This window comes from Parafrankia sp. FMc2, assembly GCF_041008525.1.
In the GTDB taxonomy this organism is placed as follows: Bacteria; Actinomycetota; Actinomycetes; order Frankiales; family Frankiaceae; genus Parafrankia.
This window is the reverse complement of sequence record NZ_JBFLUG010000013.1, coordinates 16,739-34,113: the sequence shown is the minus strand read 5'-3', so window position 1 is coordinate 34,113 and position 17,375 is coordinate 16,739. Positions and strand designations below refer to the sequence as shown.

9 protein-coding genes are annotated in these 17,375 nt (G+C 72.5%); 5 read left to right on the top strand and 4 right to left on the bottom strand.

The window, feature by feature from the left end:
- Window positions 1–49 precede the first annotated feature (49 nt).
- Window positions 50–1,141 (bottom strand): 3-oxoacyl-[acyl-carrier-protein] synthase III C-terminal domain-containing protein, encoded by a 1,092-nt coding sequence (locus tag AB1460_RS07325; protein WP_368959839.1) that lies wholly within the window; start codon window positions 1,139–1,141, stop codon window positions 50–52.
- A gap of 161 nt (window positions 1,142–1,302) precedes the next feature.
- Between AB1460_RS07325 and AB1460_RS07320 the strand changes: the two genes are divergently transcribed.
- The gene (locus AB1460_RS07320; protein WP_368959838.1) at window positions 1,303–2,139 is read left to right on the top strand and encodes an ABC transporter permease; all 837 of its coding nucleotides are present in this window, start codon (window positions 1,303–1,305) and stop codon (window positions 2,137–2,139) included.
- Between the two features lie 21 nt (window positions 2,140–2,160).
- Here the strand turns inward: AB1460_RS07320 and AB1460_RS07315 are convergent, their stop codons facing one another.
- The 3 genes from AB1460_RS07315 to AB1460_RS07305 all read right to left on the bottom strand — a co-directional run bounded on the left by AB1460_RS07315 (window position 2,161) and on the right by AB1460_RS07305 (window position 5,960).
- Window positions 2,161–3,546, bottom strand: coding sequence for a DUF2786 domain-containing protein (locus AB1460_RS07315; RefSeq protein ID WP_368959837.1), 1,386 nt, complete (start codon window positions 3,544–3,546; stop codon window positions 2,161–2,163).
- 396 nt (window positions 3,547–3,942) lie between these two features.
- Window positions 3,943–4,599, bottom strand: a complete 657-nt coding sequence (locus AB1460_RS07310; protein WP_368959882.1) for a response regulator — start codon at window positions 4,597–4,599, stop codon at window positions 3,943–3,945.
- Window positions 4,600–4,673: 74 nt separating this feature from the next.
- Window positions 4,674–5,960: a sensor histidine kinase gene (locus tag AB1460_RS07305; RefSeq protein ID WP_368959836.1), complete on the bottom strand. Its 1,287-nt coding sequence runs from the start codon at window positions 5,958–5,960 to the stop codon at window positions 4,674–4,676.
- A gap of 109 nt (window positions 5,961–6,069) precedes the next feature.
- On the opposite strand from AB1460_RS07305, the gene AB1460_RS07300 reads away from it, so the two are divergent.
- From AB1460_RS07300 to AB1460_RS07285, 4 genes are all read left to right on the top strand, one after another.
- Window positions 6,070–7,035: an ABC transporter ATP-binding protein gene (locus AB1460_RS07300; RefSeq protein WP_368959881.1), complete on the top strand. Its 966-nt coding sequence runs from the start codon at window positions 6,070–6,072 to the stop codon at window positions 7,033–7,035.
- Window positions 7,032–7,784, top strand: a complete 753-nt coding sequence (locus AB1460_RS07295; RefSeq protein WP_368959835.1) for an ABC transporter permease — start codon at window positions 7,032–7,034, stop codon at window positions 7,782–7,784. The genes AB1460_RS07300 and AB1460_RS07295 overlap by 4 nt, the downstream gene beginning before the upstream one ends.
- A 736-nt stretch (window positions 7,785–8,520) precedes the next feature.
- Window positions 8,521–13,365 carry an AAA family ATPase gene (locus AB1460_RS07290; protein ID WP_368959834.1) on the top strand — a complete coding sequence of 1,615 codons (4,845 nt, stop codon included), beginning with the start codon at window positions 8,521–8,523 and terminating at the stop codon, window positions 13,363–13,365.
- A gap of 39 nt (window positions 13,366–13,404) precedes the next feature.
- Window positions 13,405–17,367, top strand: coding sequence for an AAA family ATPase (locus tag AB1460_RS07285; RefSeq protein ID WP_368959833.1), 3,963 nt, complete (start codon window positions 13,405–13,407; stop codon window positions 17,365–17,367).
- The last annotated feature ends 8 nt before the right edge of the window (window positions 17,368–17,375 follow it).

Genomic DNA, 17,375 nt, shown 5'->3' with positions numbered 1-17,375 from the left:
TGGTGGTGGGGGCCGGTCAGACCACGAACCGGGTCAGACCACGAACAGGTCAGTGCGCGGGAGCGGTGAGGGTGGCGCAGGACCAGGTGAAACCGGCGCCGGTGCTCAGGACCAGCGCGGTCTCGCCAGGAGCGAGGATCTTGTTGTCGATCAGGTCCGCGATACCGGTGGTGAGGTCGCCGGCGCCCAGGTGCCCGGTCGCGCGGCCGAAGTCGATCGGCTCGGCGCCGGTGACCTCCTCGACGACCGGCGCGAAGACGGACTCCAGCGGAGCCCGGTGCACCCGGGGGAGCACCACGCAGCGGGGCCGTTCGCCGTCGCGGGTCAGCCCCGCCTCGTCCAGCGCCAGCGCCAGCAGGGTCCGGATCCCTTCCCGCTCGGCGACCCGGTAGCCGGAGCTGCCGTGCCGGCGCAGGTAGGCCTTCTTGGTACGTCGGACGTCCACCGCCGGCGTGGCCAGGCGCGCGGCGGGGGAGAAGTCGTCATTGCCCCGGTGCATGCCCTCCAGGCCCGGCGCCGAGACGGAGCTGACCGCCACCAGCCGCAGCTCGCCCGCCACCCCGGCGTCCGCCCCAGCGATGTCCGTTGGCCCCGCGGCGGACGGGCGAACGTCCACCACGTCGGTACCCGCCGGGGCGGTGGTCGTCCGGCGCACCAGGAGGGCGCTGGCGCCGTCGCCGTAGGCGACGCCGAGATCACTGTTCCAGCGGTCGAAACCCGGTGGGCAGAAGCGGTCCGCCGTGGTGACCAGCACCCGGCCGATGGCCGGATCAGCCAGCAGGTGCGCCGCCGCGGTCTGCAGCGCCGCCGCCCCGCCGTTGCACATCTGCTGGATCCCGAACGGCTGCGCGTCCCGTGCCCCGAGCTGGTCGGCGAGGTAGTGCGCCGGGGACCAGAAGTCATGACCCTGGTAGTAGCTCCACGCGTGGAGGACGAGGTCGAGCTGGTCACCGCTCCAGCCGGCGCGGTCCATCGCGGCGGTCGCGGCAAGCACCGCCATCTCCGGAGCCGACGGGCCATCTGACACCGCCAGCGCGGTGTAGCCGGCATCCTCGGGGGCGACGCCGGCCTCGGCCGGGGCCTCGCGGCGCGGCGGGAGCCAACCGGCGGCGGCACTGATGACGACGGTGTCTGTCCTCACGCGGACCGATCCCTCCAGGGTCGACTGGCACGGAGACAGGGCACAGCAGGATCCGGCACCGACATCCAGAGAATATGCGCATCTGGGTGGGACGTCCGGCGGCGGGCGGTGGATGCGATGTACATCGCGGGCTGCCCCGGCGAGAGCCAGGATGAGACACCGTGGAGGTACCCCCGGACGCCCGCCTCGCCCTCGGGCTCATCCTGCTGCTGGCGCTGGCCTTCGCCGCGCTCAGCTGGGCCGGGGTCGGGCGCCGCAGGGACGTCGTCACCGCCTCGCTGCGTGCCGCCGCCCAGCTCGCGGTCATCGGTCTTGCGCTGCGAGGGGTCTTCGCGGCACCCGCCGCCACCATCGCCGTTCTGGCACTCATGCTCACCGCGGCGGTCACCACCGCGGCCCGACGCCTGTCCGGGCTGCCTCACGCCGGCCGGGCCGTGCTCGCCTCGTGCGTGGCCGGCGCCGCGCTGCCCCTGGGAATCACGTTCGCCACCGGGGCGATGGAGGTGTCCACCCGGAATCTGATCGCCCTCACCGGGAGCGTCGTGGGCGGCACGATGACATCCTGCACGCTCACCGGCCGGCGGCTCGTCGAGGGCCTCCGGCAGCGCCGGGACGAGATCGAGGCCTGGCTCGCGCTCGGCGCGACACCGCGGCGGGCCTGCCTGGACGTCGCCCGCCACAGCGTCTCCGAGGCGCTGGTGCCCGCCCTCGACCAGACGCGGACCGTCGGCCTGGTCACCCTCCCGGGCGCGTTCGTCGGGGCCCTGTTCGGCGGCGCCTCACCCGGGCAGGCCGCCCGCTTCCAGCTGGTGGTGCTCGTCGGCCTGCTCGCCGCCGAAAGCATCGCCGCGGTCACCCTCGCCCACCTGCTCGGCGCGCCCCCGGTCCTCCCGGCGACTTCCCAGGGATACCCGGACACCGAAGCGGCGCCCGCCCGCCGACCCGAGCCAGAAGACCCGTCCGACGGCCACAGCGCCCGCGGTGAGCCTGACCGGTGACTGGATCCCGCCGTCCCCGAGTTACTGGCGACGGGCGGTCATCTCGTTCCGGACGTGCAGGGACGCAAGGTCGGCGGCCGTCCGGCCGAGGGCACTGCCTTCGCTGTCCGACGCGGTCACCGACTTCGTCACGACCTCCGGGAACATCTTCGTCGTCGTCTGCCGGACGGAGTCGTCCCGGGCGGCGAGCACCGGCAGCAGCCGGTCGTGGCCCGGTTCGGCGGCGGCCTGCGCGCCCACCTCCTCCGTCGCGGCCTTGAGACGCTCGCCGATGCGGGTCGCGAACGAGGTGAGGAACGACTGGCGGAACGCGCGGGTCCGGGACCGCCCCTGACGGTCCTGGCGGGAACCAGCCTGCATCATCGCCGTGGTCGCCTGCACAAGCAGGGAGGTGTAGAGCACCTCGACCGCGTCCAGGTCCGCCGGGTAGCCGATCACCGTCGAGAAGCCGAGGCTCTTCGCCCACACCGTGCGGCAGCGGTTCGCGTCGGCGATCACGTCCAGCAGGATCGCCTTCGCCGCCTCGTAGGGGTTGTCGATGCCGAGCCGGCGGCCGCCCGGTTCGGCGGCCTTGCCGGTGCTGCGCGCCGCCAGCAGCGCCTCGTCGATGCTGTGCCGGGCCATGAGCTGCTGGGCCTTGGCGGTCAGTGCCTCGGCCTCCTCGGCGAAGGTGGTCGATTCGGCCTTCGCCAGCAGCCCGCGGACCTTGTCGAGCATGCCGGTGCCGCCGTTGAGGACACCGGCGCCGGCGGTGCTGGCAGCGTCCGCGCCGGGCCGCGTGTGTCGGCGCGCCGTGCCCGGGGCAGGGCCCAGCATCTGAATCGCGGGCAGGCCGTGCAGCAGGTGGAGAAGCTCCACGACGTCGAAGAGCACCTCGACCTGATCGAGGCCTTCGCGGCTGCCCCGGGCCGCCAGCCATCCGTCGTCGTCGTTCCACCAGGCAGTCGCGTCGAGGGCCCGTAGCTGCGCCTCCCACTGCTCGTCGACGGTGGCGGCGGCATAGCGGCGCATCTGCGCGGCGATCGCGTCGAGAGCCAGCCGTGCCACCCGTGGGCCCGCCTGCCGGCCGGCGAACCGGTGCACATCCGCCGGCTGCCAGCCGCCTCGCCAGCAGAGCTCGATGATCCGGTCGAGCCAGGCGAGCAGGCAGCGGTTGACGGTGTCGTGGCCGCCCGGCCCGCCCGACACCGCGGCCAGCGCCGCCACGTGGCGCGCCAGCGCGGACTCGTCACCGCCGCGACGGGCCTGCAGCGCGGCGGTGAGCTGGAGCTCGGCAGACGCCCAGCGGAGCTCCCGAAGGTCGGGTTCCTCGCCGAACCCGTTCGCCGGACCGGCAGCCCACGAACGGTTGCGTTCGGCGCGCGCCTTTTGCTTGGCCCTCCGCTTCTCACGGTTCCTGGTACTCATGATCACCTCGTCTGGTGCGACCGACTCCCCGACGTTCATTGTGCGGCCCGCGGCAGACAGCCCGGCCACCCGCCGGAGACGAGAACCGCACAAGGCCACCGGGTGGTCTCCCGGTTCCCTCTGCGTCAGTCCTGGGTGAGACACCCGCCCGGTGCGCCGAGGGCTACGGATCAGGTGCCGACGCTCAGCGCGGCCGTCCCGGCCTGCAGTTCCTCGACTACCGGGGAACGACCGTCCCCGGATAGACGACGAGGAGTGTCGCGATCTGGTCGTGAAACTCGTTGATCGGTCCCTGAACGACGAGAAGGGCCACCGCGGAACGGCGAAGGCCCAGGCTGCCAGGACCAGCACTCGTATCAGCATCGGTGCTTCGCGGGACGGCGCCGGTGCGGGCGATCAGCGCCTGCCAGCATCCACGAAGCCGGATTCGTAGGCGATGATGACCGCCTGGGTGCGGTCACGTGCGCCGAGCTTGGTCAGCAGGCTGCTCACGTGGGTCTTGACGGTCTGGATGCCGAGGTACAGCCGGGTGGCGATCTCGCTGTTGGACAGGCCTTCGCTGATCAGACGGAGTACGTCGGCCTCCCGGTCGGTGAGGAGGGCCCGTCGCATCGCCTCGCGGGCCTCCCGGTTCGGTCGCCTACCTGCCATGGACCGGATCGCTTCGGGAAACAGCAGGTTCTCGCTGCAGACGATCGCGCGGACGGCCTGGAGGATCTCCGCGGGCCGTGCACGTTTGAGCAGGAAACCGTTGGCCCCGCTGCGGAGCGCCTCGTAGACGTAGTCGTCCAACTCGAAGGTGGTGAGCACAAGGATCTTCGGCGGATCGGCAACGTCCGCGAGGATCTCCCGGATAGCCGCCAACCCGTCGACCCTCGGCATCCGGATATCCATGATCACAACGTCCGGGTTCTTCTCCCGGATCAGTGGCACGACCTGCGAGCCGTCAGAGGCCTCCCCGACAACGTCGATCTCGCCGCCTGACTCCAGGATCACACGCAGCCCCACACGCACCAGTTCTTCATCGTCGACAAGGAGGACTGAAACCGGCACCGGGCCATCCTGGGCACGTTTCATGTTCTGGGTGTCGCGAACACAACCGCGATCTTCCTTGGGGCCGTCCACTGTCACGACCGACCGTCCGCTGTGATGACGCCGTTCTCGTAGCTGGAACCGGCCAGGCCGCGACGCATGGCCTGAGGACCAGATCCCATGCCGAGGGGAAGCCGGGCTTCGACGATCCAGTGGTCGTCCCGGGGCTTCGCGCTGAACTCGCCACCGAGGAGCACGGCGCGTTCCCTCGCTCCTCGCAGGCCTTTGCCGTCCTGCCGTGGTGGGCTGATGGATCCGGCGGGCAGCGGGTTGACGACGCGCATTTCCAGACAGGAGTCGTCCACGACGACATCGATGGTCATCGTGTTGCCGGGCGCATGCCGTAGTGCGTTGGTCACCGCCTCCTGCAGGATCCGGTAGGCCTCCCGCGACACGATCCCGGGGATGTCGTCGATCCGTGGACTGACGTCGGCGAGGATCGGGGTTCCCGCGGTCCGTGCGCCGTCCAGCAAGGTATCGAGCCCGGCCAGCGTGGGACGGGCCCGCGGTCCTGCCGGGGCGTCGCGGAGGAGCCCCACGGTCCGTTCGAGATCGTCCATGGCGCGCCGACCGGTCTCCTCGATGACTGTCAGCGCACGGTGGACGAAGGCAGGATCGGTGCTCGCGAGCTGCTTCGCCGCACCGGCCTGCAGGATGGTCAGGGTGAGGGCGTGGCCGATGGAGTCGTGCAGCTCCGCGGCGAGTCGGTTGCGCTCCAGGAGCTGCTCGGCCCGGTGCTCGACCTCCGCCAGCCGCTCGGCCGGAGACGGACCGAGGAGGGCCCGGGCCGCTCGCGCCTGAAGCTCGCCGGCCGCGACGATCGTCCCCATCAGCGCAAGAACCAGAGGCGGTGCCAGGAGCGGGCCCAGGAAAAGGCGATCGCTGTCCAGCACGCGAATCCCGGCGGCCTGCAGCGGTCCCTGCCGAAAAGGAGCGAAACCGAACTGGACGGCGAGGGCGAACCCGTTTGCCGTCAGCGCCAGGACGGCAACGCCGAGCCAGACACGGAAAACCAGCCAAAGCCCGGTCCGCCGCTGGTCGTACAGCGAACGCGAGGGCGCGAGGCTGATCTCGGTGCCATCATGCGGTTTCAGGAGCCATCGTGCCTGGGCACCCTCCGCGTGCCGGGTCCCGGGCACGATCGCGGCGAGCACCAGCAACGGCAACGGGGAGATCAGGCAGAAAAGCAGGGTACGTGGCAGGGATTCATCGAAACCGGGCACCACCATGACACAACTGCCGGCGAAGACCCCGCCCATGGCCAGGTGCAGCCAGCGTGTGTACACAGCGGGCCGGAGCAGGGCTGCGACAAAGATCGGCACTGCTCCATGATGCCTAACGCCATCCCCAGAACACCTCCCCCAAGGGAGGGAGCGAAGGTGAGACCACCGGGGGATCCGCTCGGAACATGCCATGGCGCCTACTACGACCATGACAACCAAGGAGGAACGACCGCCCCGGGCGTGCGTCGAGGTTCGGGATCTCACCAAACGCCACGGAACGAACGTTGCTGTGGACCGGCTCAGCTTTCAGGTCGAACCGGGTCGGGTGACCGGTTTTCTCGGTCCCAACGGGGCGGGCAAGTCGACCACCATGCGGATGGTGCTCGGCCTCGACCGGCCGACGGGCGGCGAGGCGCTTGTCAGCGGCCGGCCGTACGCGCAGATCCGGGAACCGTTGCGGCACGTCGGTGCGCTCCTTGATCCGTCCGCCGTGCATCCAGGCCGGCGGGCCCGTGACCAGCTCCTGGCCCTGGCCAGGAGCAACAGGATCCCGGACGCACGGGTGGACGAGATGCTCGACCGGGTGGGCCTGGCCGCCGCAACCAGACGCCGGATCGGCGGCTTCTCCCTGGGCATGCGCCAGCGGCTCGGGCTCGCGGCCGCGCTGCTCGGTGATCCTCGGGTGATCATCCTGGACGAGCCGCTCAACGGCCTCGACCCCGAGGGCATCCAGTGGGTCAGGAGCCTGCTCAGGGAGCTCGCCGAGGACGGACGGGCGGTCCTGGTCTCCAGCCATCTCATGAACGAGATGGCGGTGACCGCCGACCATCTGATCATCATCGGCAGGGGCCGTCTGCTGGCCGACGTCAGCATGACCGAGTTCGGCGCCCGGTACGGCCGCGGCCGGGTACGGCTGCGCACGACCAGGCCCGAACAGCTGGGCAGGGCCCTGGCTGCCGTGGGGTTCGCCCTGACACCAGGGGATGGCGGGACGTGGGAGGTTCCTGGCGCCCAGCCAGACGAGATCGGCGTGGTTGCCGCCCGTGAGGGCGTGCCGCTTCAGGAACTTGCGCTGCACAGCGACTCCCTGGAGGAGGCGTTCCTGCGCATGACCGCTCACTCCACCGAGTTCACCGCCACCGCCAACGCCGGACGGGAGCACGCTCTGACATGATCCTGAAGCCGGTGCTGTACTCGGAACTGACCAAGATTCGATCCCTCCGTTCCCTCGTCTGGTCGCTGGCACTGGCCGCCGTCATGCTCGTCGGCATCGGTGCCCTCGCGTGTGCGGCCTACGGCGACGCGGAGGCCACCCGGGCGGACTACGATCCGCTGGCGGTGGGTTTCTGGAGCCTGAACTTCGCCCAGATCGCGCTGGCCGTCTTCGCGATGCTGTCCCTCGGGGGCGAATATGAGAAAGGAACAGTCACCACCTCGCTCACCGCCGTTCCCCAGCGGACCCGCTTCTACCTGGGCAAGCTCCTGGCAACCGCGGGCCTGTCACTGACCATCGCCCTCCCGGCCGCACCGCTGACCTTCTTCCTGACCCAGGGCCTGCTGGACGAGCACGGGGTATCCCTCGGCGATCCCGGCGCGGTGCGGGCCGTGATTTCGTTGATCCTTTACTTTCCGCTGCTGACCCTTCTGTGCATGGGCCTCGCCGCGATGACCCGTTCCCTGGCCGCGACGTTGGGCCTTTTCCTGCCGTTCCTGTTCCTGCTGTCCCCGTTGAGCATGGAGGTTCCCGGCCTGTGGAACGTCACCCAGTTCCTGCCCGACCGGGCCGGGCTGTACGCGGTCATGAACGTCCAGCCGGACCCCGACGTCTTCTACAACCCGTGGCTGGGCCCACTGATCACGGCTGTCTGGGCGGCAGCTGCGGTCTCCGGTGGCTGGCATGCGCTGCGCAGCCGTGACGCGTGACCACCGGAGCGGAAGACACCGCGCCGCCCGTGCTTCGAGTCGACGGTCTTTGGGCGGCCCCCTCGGGTGGGAGTCGCCTGTGCGGTAGGTGATGGCTCTCTGCTGTGTTCGCTGCGCGGAAGGCGGAGGTTTTGTGGCCCTCCGGCGTCGCCCTGTGGGGGAGGAGTCAGGTCACCTCGTGGTGCGTTAGCTGAAGACTGTCGTGCTGGGCGTCGAGGAAAGACGGGGTAAGGCCTGTCAGGCAGGGGCCGGGAAGACGAGCGCGAGTGAACCACTGCTGACATGTCGAGATTGAGGAACTGACATGTGAAGGTGGGTGTCAATGCGGTCCCGGGATGGGCCTGGCGATGCCCGCCTATTGGCCAGGCGGTGTCCGGTGCGGAGGTGGTGTTAGTCCGCTCTGTATGGGACGAGCGGAGTGGCGGGAGGCAGCCACGCTCCGTTCTGTGGGAGCCCGGGGGTGAGATCCCCTCGGACCACCCGGTACTGGTGCGGGTCCGGTGGCCCGAGCGTGGAGCCGGGAGGCGACACCGGGAATCAATACGGGGGCGACGCGGTGGCGGAAGCGACGGAGCCGGTGGAGCTGGCGGAGCTGGGCGCAGGCGGCGCAGACAGTGGACAGGACAAGGACATAAATGTCCTCAGTGGCAATGTCCCGCCAGTCATGTAATAAGGTTCATTCGCTGTTTGTCGGTGGGCATCGCTACATCTCGGGGGCGTGGTGGGGGATTTTTCCATGGGCGAGGGCGGAGGGGCAGCCCGGCTGGCCGTCGTCCGGGTCGGCGATCAGAACTGCCGCGCGGGATGCGGCGCCGGAGGCGCCGGTGCAGGTGCCGGGAGCGGCGTCGATGGTGGTACTGCCAGCGGTAGTGGAGCCGGTGGAGGTGACGCCGCGGGTTTCGCCGCCGACGCCGCGCGCCTCGTCCTTCCGGAGGGGTATCGCACCACTGTTGTCGACTCCACGGCCGCGGTGGATGTCGCGGATTCTCTCGCCCGCGTGGCCGCAGAGGCCATCGAAACCTTCGGAATCTACTGGCACGGGCCGCTGCGGCTCGCCGATGACGGTTCACCTGAATTCGTGGTGGGCAGTACGGCGCTGACTCTCGCGCACCTGCTCGCGCTGATCTCCGCCGCACCGGCCCCGCGGCGTTTCCTCGTCGTCGGCGGTCACGTCGCCGTCGGGGGGAGGCTGGGCCGGCAGACCGGGCCGGTGCGGGGTACCAGGGAGATTCCGGCGGGGGAGTCCGCTGGTGGCGTGGCCGCCGAGCGGCTGCTGGCGGCGGTCACGATGCTCGCCCGGGCCACGGCACCCGAGGTCGAGCTGCTGGTCCGTGTCGCCCCCGACTGCCGGTCGGGAGCGGAGGAGTCGCTGTTGGCCCAGCTCGCCGGCCTGCTGTCCGGTGGCGAGCCGTCCGGGCCGGCGGATCTCACGCCCGGCGATCCGCACAATCTCCCCACCGGTCGGCGGGAAGCGGCGACGGTCAGCGTTGCCCGGGTCTCGGCCGCCTGGGCCCACGAGGCCGCGGTGGCCCAGCCGGCGGGTCGGCTCGGCCCGCCGGCGGCGGCGGATCCCGCCGGGACAACCGCGGTGTTTCCGCCGGCCGAACGGCAGACGCCGGCACCGCCCGGTTCCCGGACTTTCTCCCGAATCGATGATCCGGACTGCCCCTATCCCGGGTTGAGCGCATTCGACGACACGCGGGAGAAGTACTTCCGCGGGCGGGGCGCGTTGGTCGGGCAGGCCCTGGAACTGCTGCGGCAGCGCGCCGGTGGCGGTGACGGCCCGCTCGTTCTCGTGGGGGCTTCCGGCTCGGGCAAGTCATCCGTGCTGCGTGCGGGGATACTGCCCGCGGTGGCGCGCGGGGCGCTGGGAACGGTGATGCCGCCAGGCTCGGTGCGGGTGGTGCTGACGCCGACCGAGCACCCACTGGCCGAACTGGCGAGCCGGATCGCCGACGCGCTGTCCGTACCCGGCCTGCGCGCGGTGCTGGCGGACACGCTGCGCACCGCGCCGGAACATGCCCCTGGGGTCGTCTCCGAAATCCTGGCCGGTCTGGCTCCGCCGGCCCCGGGCCGGAGGACCGCGGCACCCCCGCGACTGCTGCTCGCCGTCGACCAGTTCGAGGAAGTCTTCACCCTGTGCGCGGACGAGGCCGAGAGGGAGGCGTTCGTCCGCGCGCTGTGTGCCCTCTCCACCGCGCCGGCGCCCGCGGTGGTCGTCCTGGCTGTACGCGGCGACTTCTACCTGGAATGCGCCGCCTACCCGGCCTTGGCGGAGCCGTTGCAGGACGGGCAGATCGTGGTCGGCCCCATGCGCAGGTCCGAGCTGCTGGAGGCGATCACGGGGCCGGCCCGCGCGGTTGGTGCGGAGGTGGAGCCGGCACTGGTCGACCTGCTGCTGGACGATCTCGCCGCGGCCAGCGGTCAGGCCCCCGCTCCTACGACCGCGGACCCCGCCTCCGCGGCCCCGTCGGCCGGTGCGGAGGCGGGACTGGCGGAGACCGGCGCGCTTCCGCTGCTCGCGCACGCCTTGCGCGTCACCTGGGATCACCGGGTGGACGGCACGCTGCTGGTGCGGGCCTACCGGGACGCCGGCCGGCTGGCGGGCGCCCTGGCGAAGACGGCCGACGACCTGTACCTGCAGCTGGGGGAGACCGGCCAGCAGGCCGCGCACGAGCTGTTGCTGCGCCTGGTGCGCCTCGGCAGGGGTGGGCCGACCCGCCGCCCGCTGCGGCGTGATGACCTGCTCGGCGAGGTCGATCTGGGACGCGCCGACGCCGAGCCGGTCCTGGACCGGCTGATCGCGGCCCGGCTGCTGGAAGCCGACGCGGAGCGGGTGCGGATCGCCCACGAGGCCCTGCTGTGGGCATGGCCGCGGCTGCGGGACTGGATCGAGCTCGACCGGGCGGGCGGCCTCGTCCGCCAGCAGCTCGACGACGCCGCCCGCGAGTGGGAGACACACGGCCATGACCCGTCGTTCCTGCTCTCCGGTCCGCCGCTCGCCGCCGCCGAGGACTGGATCGTCGCCGGTGGCCGCCGGCGGGGCCTGAGCGCGCCGGCGAGGGCGTTCTACGACGCGTCCCGGGCGCGGGAACAGGCCCGGGCCGCCGCGGTCCGGCGGCGTACCCGTCGGCTGGTCGGGCTCGCCACCGGTCTGGCTGTGCTGTCGGTCCTCGCCACGGTGCTGGCCGTGGTCACGTTCGACCAGCGTTCGTCCACGATCAGTGCCCGTGACCGGGCGCAGTCCCAGCGGCTCGCCGGGCTGGCGGGCGATCAGCGTCTCACCCGGCCCGAGCTGGCCACTCATCTCGCGCTGCAGGCCGACAGGGTCGCCGGCACGGCGGAATCCCGCTCGGCCATCCTCGCCTCGAACCCGTCCACCACCCTGCGGGGTGTGCACACCGCGCCGATCGGCACGGTGGCCTACAGCCTGGACGGGAAGCTGGTGGCCAGCGGCAGCGACGACGCCACGGCCGCGCTGTGGGACGGCGCGCGGCCCGGGCGGGGGCTGATCAGCCACCTGCCGCGGTACGTGGGCCCCGACGGGCGGCAGTACGCGGTCAAGGCGGTGGCGTTCAGCCGTACGGGGCGGACCCTCGCCGCCGGGATGGCCGACGGTGCCACCCAGCTGTGGGACATCACCGACCCGCGGCGCCCGGCGCTGCGCGGTGAACTGCCGCGGGCGGTGGCGGGCAGGCGGACCGGTGTTCATGGCCTGGCGTTCAGCCCGACCGCGGACGTCCTGGCCGTCGGCGGGTACGGGACGACCGTCCGGCTGTTCGACGTCACCGACCCGGCCGCGCCGCGGGCGCTGGGCATGCTGGGCCCGGCGGGCGGCTCCGGCGCCGCGGCCGCCGGGCCGGCGCACACCGCCCCGGTGCGTGATGTCGAGTTCAGCCCGGACGGGGCCCGCGTCGTCACCGGCGGCCTCGACGGCAGGGCCGTTCTCTGGACGCTGGCGGACGGGGCGTCCGCCGCCCGGGTGGTCGCGGAACTGCCCTGGCCGGACGAGCCCCTGATCGGGCCCGCGCTGCAGGCGGCGCGCCTGGTGGACACGCCGGTTCCGGTCGCCTTCAGTCGCGACGAGAACGCGGTGTACTACGGGTGCTCCGCCTTTCTGTGCAGGTCGGACCTCGACGGCGCGGAGGGCGCCCCGACCTTCCGGCAGTACGCCTCGTTCGAGGCGACGAAGATCCACGACATCGTGTCGCTGCCCGACGGGTGGGTGGCGGTGGTCTCCGACCTGGCCCGACTGTCGCTGGTCAACCCGGTCTGGGGCCTGCGCGAGCAGGCGTACGGGGCGTTGGAGAACCACGGCTGGGCACTGGCCGCGCGTCCCGACGGCCCGGAGATCGTGATCGGCGCGGACGACCCGGGCCTGCATGTCCGTTCCGGGGCCGGCGTCATGGTCAATGACGGGCGCGAGGGCATCGATGCGGTGGCGGCCGGCCTGGCGGCGAACGGGACCGACACGCTCGTCTTTCTGGGCGGTGACAGCAACGTCATGGTCTACCGCTCGGATCCGTCCGGGCAGCATGCCACGACCCTGCTCGGCTGGATCCACAACGCGCATCCCTTCCACGCCTCCGCCGCCGACATCGCGCGCGGCCGGGGAAGCCTCACCACCAGAGGCATCGAGTTCCGCGCCAGCGACCAGGTCCTGATCACCGCTAGCTCGGAGGGCATTCGCCTGTGGGACGCATCCGAGGCGGCGCTGGCCGGATGGAGCCGGGAACCGCTGCGCGGCGCGGACGTCCTGCTCCACGGCTATCCCCGGCCGCCGGCCCGGCCCACGCCGCTGGCGTCGGTCGCCGCCGACACCCGGCCCGCCGGGGATGACACGGCCCGGGTGGCGAGCATCGATCTGAGCCCGGACGGCTCCCGGCTCGTCGTCGGTGACAACCGTGGCGGCATCACTGTCTGGGATGTCTCCGACCCGCGCCGTCCGGCCCGGATCGCCTCCCGTCAGGATGCGCATCCCGGCTCCGGCTATGTGATCGCCGCCTTCGGCGCCGACGGCGGTCTCGTCGCGAGCGCGGGCGCGGACGGCCTGATCCGGCTGTGGCGCACGGTGGACCTGGCCGCCGGCCCGCTGGGCGAGGCCAGGTACGACGGGACCCCCGAGGTCGTGGAGTTCGCCCCGCACGCCCCGCTGCTCGCGGTCGGCGGGTCGAACCCCCAGGTCCAGCTGCTGGAGGTTTCCGACGCGTCGACGCTGACGGCTGTGGGTACGACCGATCCGGCCAGCGGTGGGATCTTCGGCCTGCGGTTCAACGCGGACGGGACCCGCCTGCTGGTCAGTGGCGGCGACCTGAAGCTGTGGAACGTCGCCGCGCACCACCGGGCGGATCCGGAGCTGGTCGCGAACCTGCCGGGGTCAGGCCGCACGCCGGTCTTCAGCCCCGACGGCCAGTACGCGCTGACCGCGGGCGGGAACGACGCGGTGTCCGTGGGCTGGTTGCCGACGCAGGCCGACCGGTTCACCGCACAGCTGTGCGAGTGGATCGGCGACCCCGTCCCCGCCGAGGAATGGGCTCGGTTCCTTCCCGACGTGGCGAACCGCGATCCCTGCGCGGACTGATCCGACCGCTGCCTCCGATCTCATCTTCGAGGAGAACCGGTGAGACACGACTTTTCGGGTGCGGCTGTGCCGTCGGATTCCGTCCGGGCGGTGGAGCCGGAGTGCCCCTACCCGGGCCTGAGCTTCTTCGACGCCGCCGCCGAGGACTACTTCTTTGGCCGGTCCGAGCTGGTGGCCGACGCCCGGGCCCGGTTGACGCACCGTGCCGCGGGGCTCGGCCCGCTGGTGGTGGTGGGGGCGTCCGGTGCGGGGAAGTCCTCGGTGCTGCGGGCGGGAGTACTGCCCGCGACGCGGCGCGGCGGGTTGCGCGACGTGCTGCCGCCCGGGTCGCCGCAGATCACCCTGGTCCCGACCGAACGGCCGCTGGTGGAGCTGCTGGCCCGGGTGACGAAGGCCCTGGGTTCGACGGCGACGGCCCCGGACGCGGACGCGGACGCGGTGCGTGCCGAGCCGGCGCGGTTCGCGGCCACCCTCGTCGACCTGCTGGCCGCTGCGCCATCCACCGCCACCGGCGGCGCGGGCCCCACGCCGCGGCGGCTGCTGCTCGCCGTCGACCAGTTCGAAGAGGTCTTCACGCTGTGCGCGGACGAGGTGGAACGGGCGGCGTTCATACGCGCCCTGTGCGCCGCGGCCACCGGACCGTCCGCGCCCGCGGTGGTCGTCCTGGTGGTCCGCGGTGACTTCTACCTGCGGTGCACGGCCTATCCCGAGCTTGCGGAGGCACTGCAGCACGGGCAGCTCGTCGTCGGCACGATGGAGCTGGCGGAGGTACGCGAGGCCATCGTGGAACCGGCCCGCATGGCCGGCGGCGATGTCGAGCCGGCCCTGGTCGACCTGCTGCTCGACGACCTGGCCGAGGCTGGCGGGCCAGCCGGAGCCGGGCCACAGGCCGGGGGGTCACGGGCCGACGTCGGCGCACTGCCGCTGCTGGCACACGTGCTGCGGGCGACCTGGACGCTGCGGACCGGCCAGACGCTGCGCGTCGCCAGCTACCGGCAGGCGGGCCGGCTGGCGGGCGCGCTCGCCAAGACGGCCGAGGACCTGTTCGCCGCGCTGGACGACGCCGGCCGGGCCGCGGTGCGCGAGCTGCTTCCGCGGCTGGCCCGGGTGGGTGCGGCCGGCCAGGTCACCCGCCGGCCGCTGCGCCGCGAAGCCCTCCTCGACGAGGTGGGGGGAAGCCGTGCCGAGGCGCAGGCCGCCCTCGACCGGCTGATCGCCGCTCGGCTGGTGGAAGCCGACGAGGACCGGGTGCAGATCGTGCACGAGGCGCTGCTGCGTGCCTGGCCGCGGCTGCGGGAGTGGATCGAGCGCGACCGGGCCACGGCACTCGTCCGCCAGGAGCTCGACGAGCGGGCCGAGGAATGGGAGCGCCACGGCGGCGACCCGTCCTTCCTCTTCTCCGGGTTGCGCCTTTCCGCCGCCCGCGCCCAGCTGGAGGGCCAGGGCCAGGGCCAGGGTCGGGGACAGGGCCAGACCGGGCCGCGGGCCCAGCCCGACGGGCGGGGACTCAGCCCGCGGGCCCGTCGGTTCTTCGACGCCTGCGTCGCCCGGGAACACGCCGCGGCCGTCGCCACCCGGCGCCGTACCCGCCGGCTGCGCGCGTTGGCCGCCGGGCTGGCCGCCCTGCTGGTGCTCGCCGTCTCGCTGACCGGCCTGTTCGTCGACCAGCGCTCGGCCGCCGCCACCCTGCACGACCGGGCCCGGTCGCAGTTCGTCGCCGGGCTGGCACAGGACCAGGCGTCGGGCCGGACGGAGATCGGTGCCCAGCTGGCGCTGGTCGCGCGGGGCTTCGCCGACACCAGCGAGGCCCGGTCGGCGATCCTCGGGGCCCGGGGCTCGACCCGGCTGCGCGACGCGCACACCGGCCCCATCCCCGCGGTGGCCTACAGCCGGGACGGCGCACTGCTCGCCACCGGCGGCGAGGACGCGACGGTCGCGCTCTGGGAGGGCGCCACGCCGCAGAACGGCCTGATCAGTCGACTGCCGGCCTATCGCGGCGCCGACGGGAAGCCCTACCGGGTGGGCTCGGTGGCGTTCAGCCGGGACGGGCACGTCCTCGCCGTCGGCACCGCTGACGGGGTGGTGCGGCTGTGGGACGTCACCGACCCCGCGCGTCCGGTGCCGGGCACGGCGCTGCCCACGGCCTCGGCGGATCCCCGGACCGGTGCGGTGGGGCTGGCTTTCAGCCCGACGGCCGACCTGCTGGCCGTCGGTGGGTACGGCGCGACCGTGCTGCTGTTCGACGTCCGGTATCCGGCCACACCCCGGCCGCTGAAGGCGCTCGGCGACATCGCGGACGGTCTCCGGCACACCGCCGCCGCGCGGGACGTCACGTTCAGCCCGGACGGCACCATGATCATTACTGGTGGTCTCGACGCGCGGGCCATCCTCTGGGCGGCGCCGGACCGCTCCACCGCCACACCGGCGCGCCCGATCACGGAACTGCTCAGCCCCGACCTCCCCGCGCCGGTGCCCGGGGTGCGGACACCGGTGGCGTTCAGCCTGGACGGGACAACCGTCTACCGCGCGAGCGTGGCGAAGGTGGATTATTTCCGCCTGACCTCGGCCGGTGCGGCCCCGGAGTACCGCGGGTTCACCCTCAGACGGAACGTCCCGTACTTCAACCACCTCGTGGCCCTCGCCGGTGGTGCGCTTGCTGTGGTCTCGGACTACTCCGAGATCGACATCTACTATCCCGGGTGGGGCCGGGACCCCCATGTCACGCTGCCGCTCCCTCGCGGAGGGCTGGCTCTTGCCGCCAGCCCGGACGGTCGTCGCCTCGCCAGCGGCACCGCCGACGGCGATCTGCGTGTCCACCGATGGGACGGTGTCCTGCCCAACGACGGTCTTCCGGGCATCGTCGCCGTCGAACCGGGCGGGCCCGCCGACACGGTTTTCATGAGCAGCATGCTCGACATCATGGCCTTCCGGGCTGATCCCACCGGCCGGCACGCGATCGAGCTGCTCGGCTGGGTTGACAACGCCCACCCGTTCGACGCCACGCCCGAGGAGCTCGCGCTGGGGGTGGGCGGCTTCGAGACGCTGGGCCTGGAGCTGCGTTCCCGTGACCAGGTGCTGATCTCCGCCTCCGCGGAGGGGTTCAGCCTGTGGGACGTCTCGCCCCGTGCGCTCGCCCGGTGGAGTCGTGAACCGTCCGACGGGGCGGATGTCCTGCAGAACGGTTCTTCCCGAGTTCAGCGACGGCCGAGTCCGCTGGCCTCGGTGAGAACGGGGGAGAGTGCCCGGGACGGCGCTGCCCGGCGTTTCATGAGTATGGATCTGAGCCCGGACGGCTCCCTGCTCGCCGTCGGCGACAACCGTGGCGGCATCGACCTGTGGGATGTCTCCGACCCGCGGCACCCGGTGCACGTCGGTGAACGTCGCACGGCGCATGCCGACACCAACGACGTTCTCGTCGCGTTCAGCGCGGACGGCGGCCTTCTCGCCTCCTCCGGCAACGACCAGAAGGTGCGGCTGTGGAATCCCGCCGATCTCGACGCCGGCCTGCTGGGAGAGGGCGGCTTCGGGGGGCATCCCGGCGACCTGGAGTTCTCGCCGACCGGGCCGGTGCTGGCCGTCGGCGGGGCCGACCGCCGGGTGTACCTGGTGGACGTGGCCGACCCGGCCGCGATGCGGCAGCTCGGCCGGACCCCGCCGGCCAGGGATCCGATCCAGGCGGTGGCCTTCAGCCCGGACGGCGGCCGTCTCGCCGCCGGGGGCGGCGATGTGAAGCTGTGGGACGTCGCCGCCACCGCCGCGGCCGCCGCCGACCCCGCTCTGATCGCGATCCTCCCGGTGGGCCCGCAGGTCAGGGGCCTGGCCTTCAGTGCTGACGGGCGGTACGTGCTGCCGGCGGGGGCGGACCTGCTGTCGACCAGCTGGACACCGGTCGACCCCGACGAGGTGGCCCGGCAGCTGTGCGGGCAGCGGGGCGACCCGATCTCCGCGGTGGAATGGGCGCAGTACCTGCCAGACATCGCCTACCGTGATCCGTGCCGATGACCGGGAGA

What these genes read in the sequence shown, in the direction of transcription:
- AB1460_RS07315 (WP_368959837.1), bottom strand. Translation starts at nt 3,546, where the DNA reads ATGAGTACCAGGAACCGTGAGAAGCGGAGGGCCAAGCAAAAGGCGCGC.
- AB1460_RS07300 (WP_368959881.1), top strand. Translation starts at nt 6,070, where the DNA reads ATGACAACCAAGGAGGAACGACCGCCCCGGGCGTGCGTCGAGGTTCGG.
- AB1460_RS07295 (WP_368959835.1), top strand. Translation starts at nt 7,032, where the DNA reads ATGATCCTGAAGCCGGTGCTGTACTCGGAACTGACCAAGATTCGATCC.
- AB1460_RS07290 (WP_368959834.1), top strand. Translation starts at nt 8,521, where the DNA reads ATGGGCGAGGGCGGAGGGGCAGCCCGGCTGGCCGTCGTCCGGGTCGGC.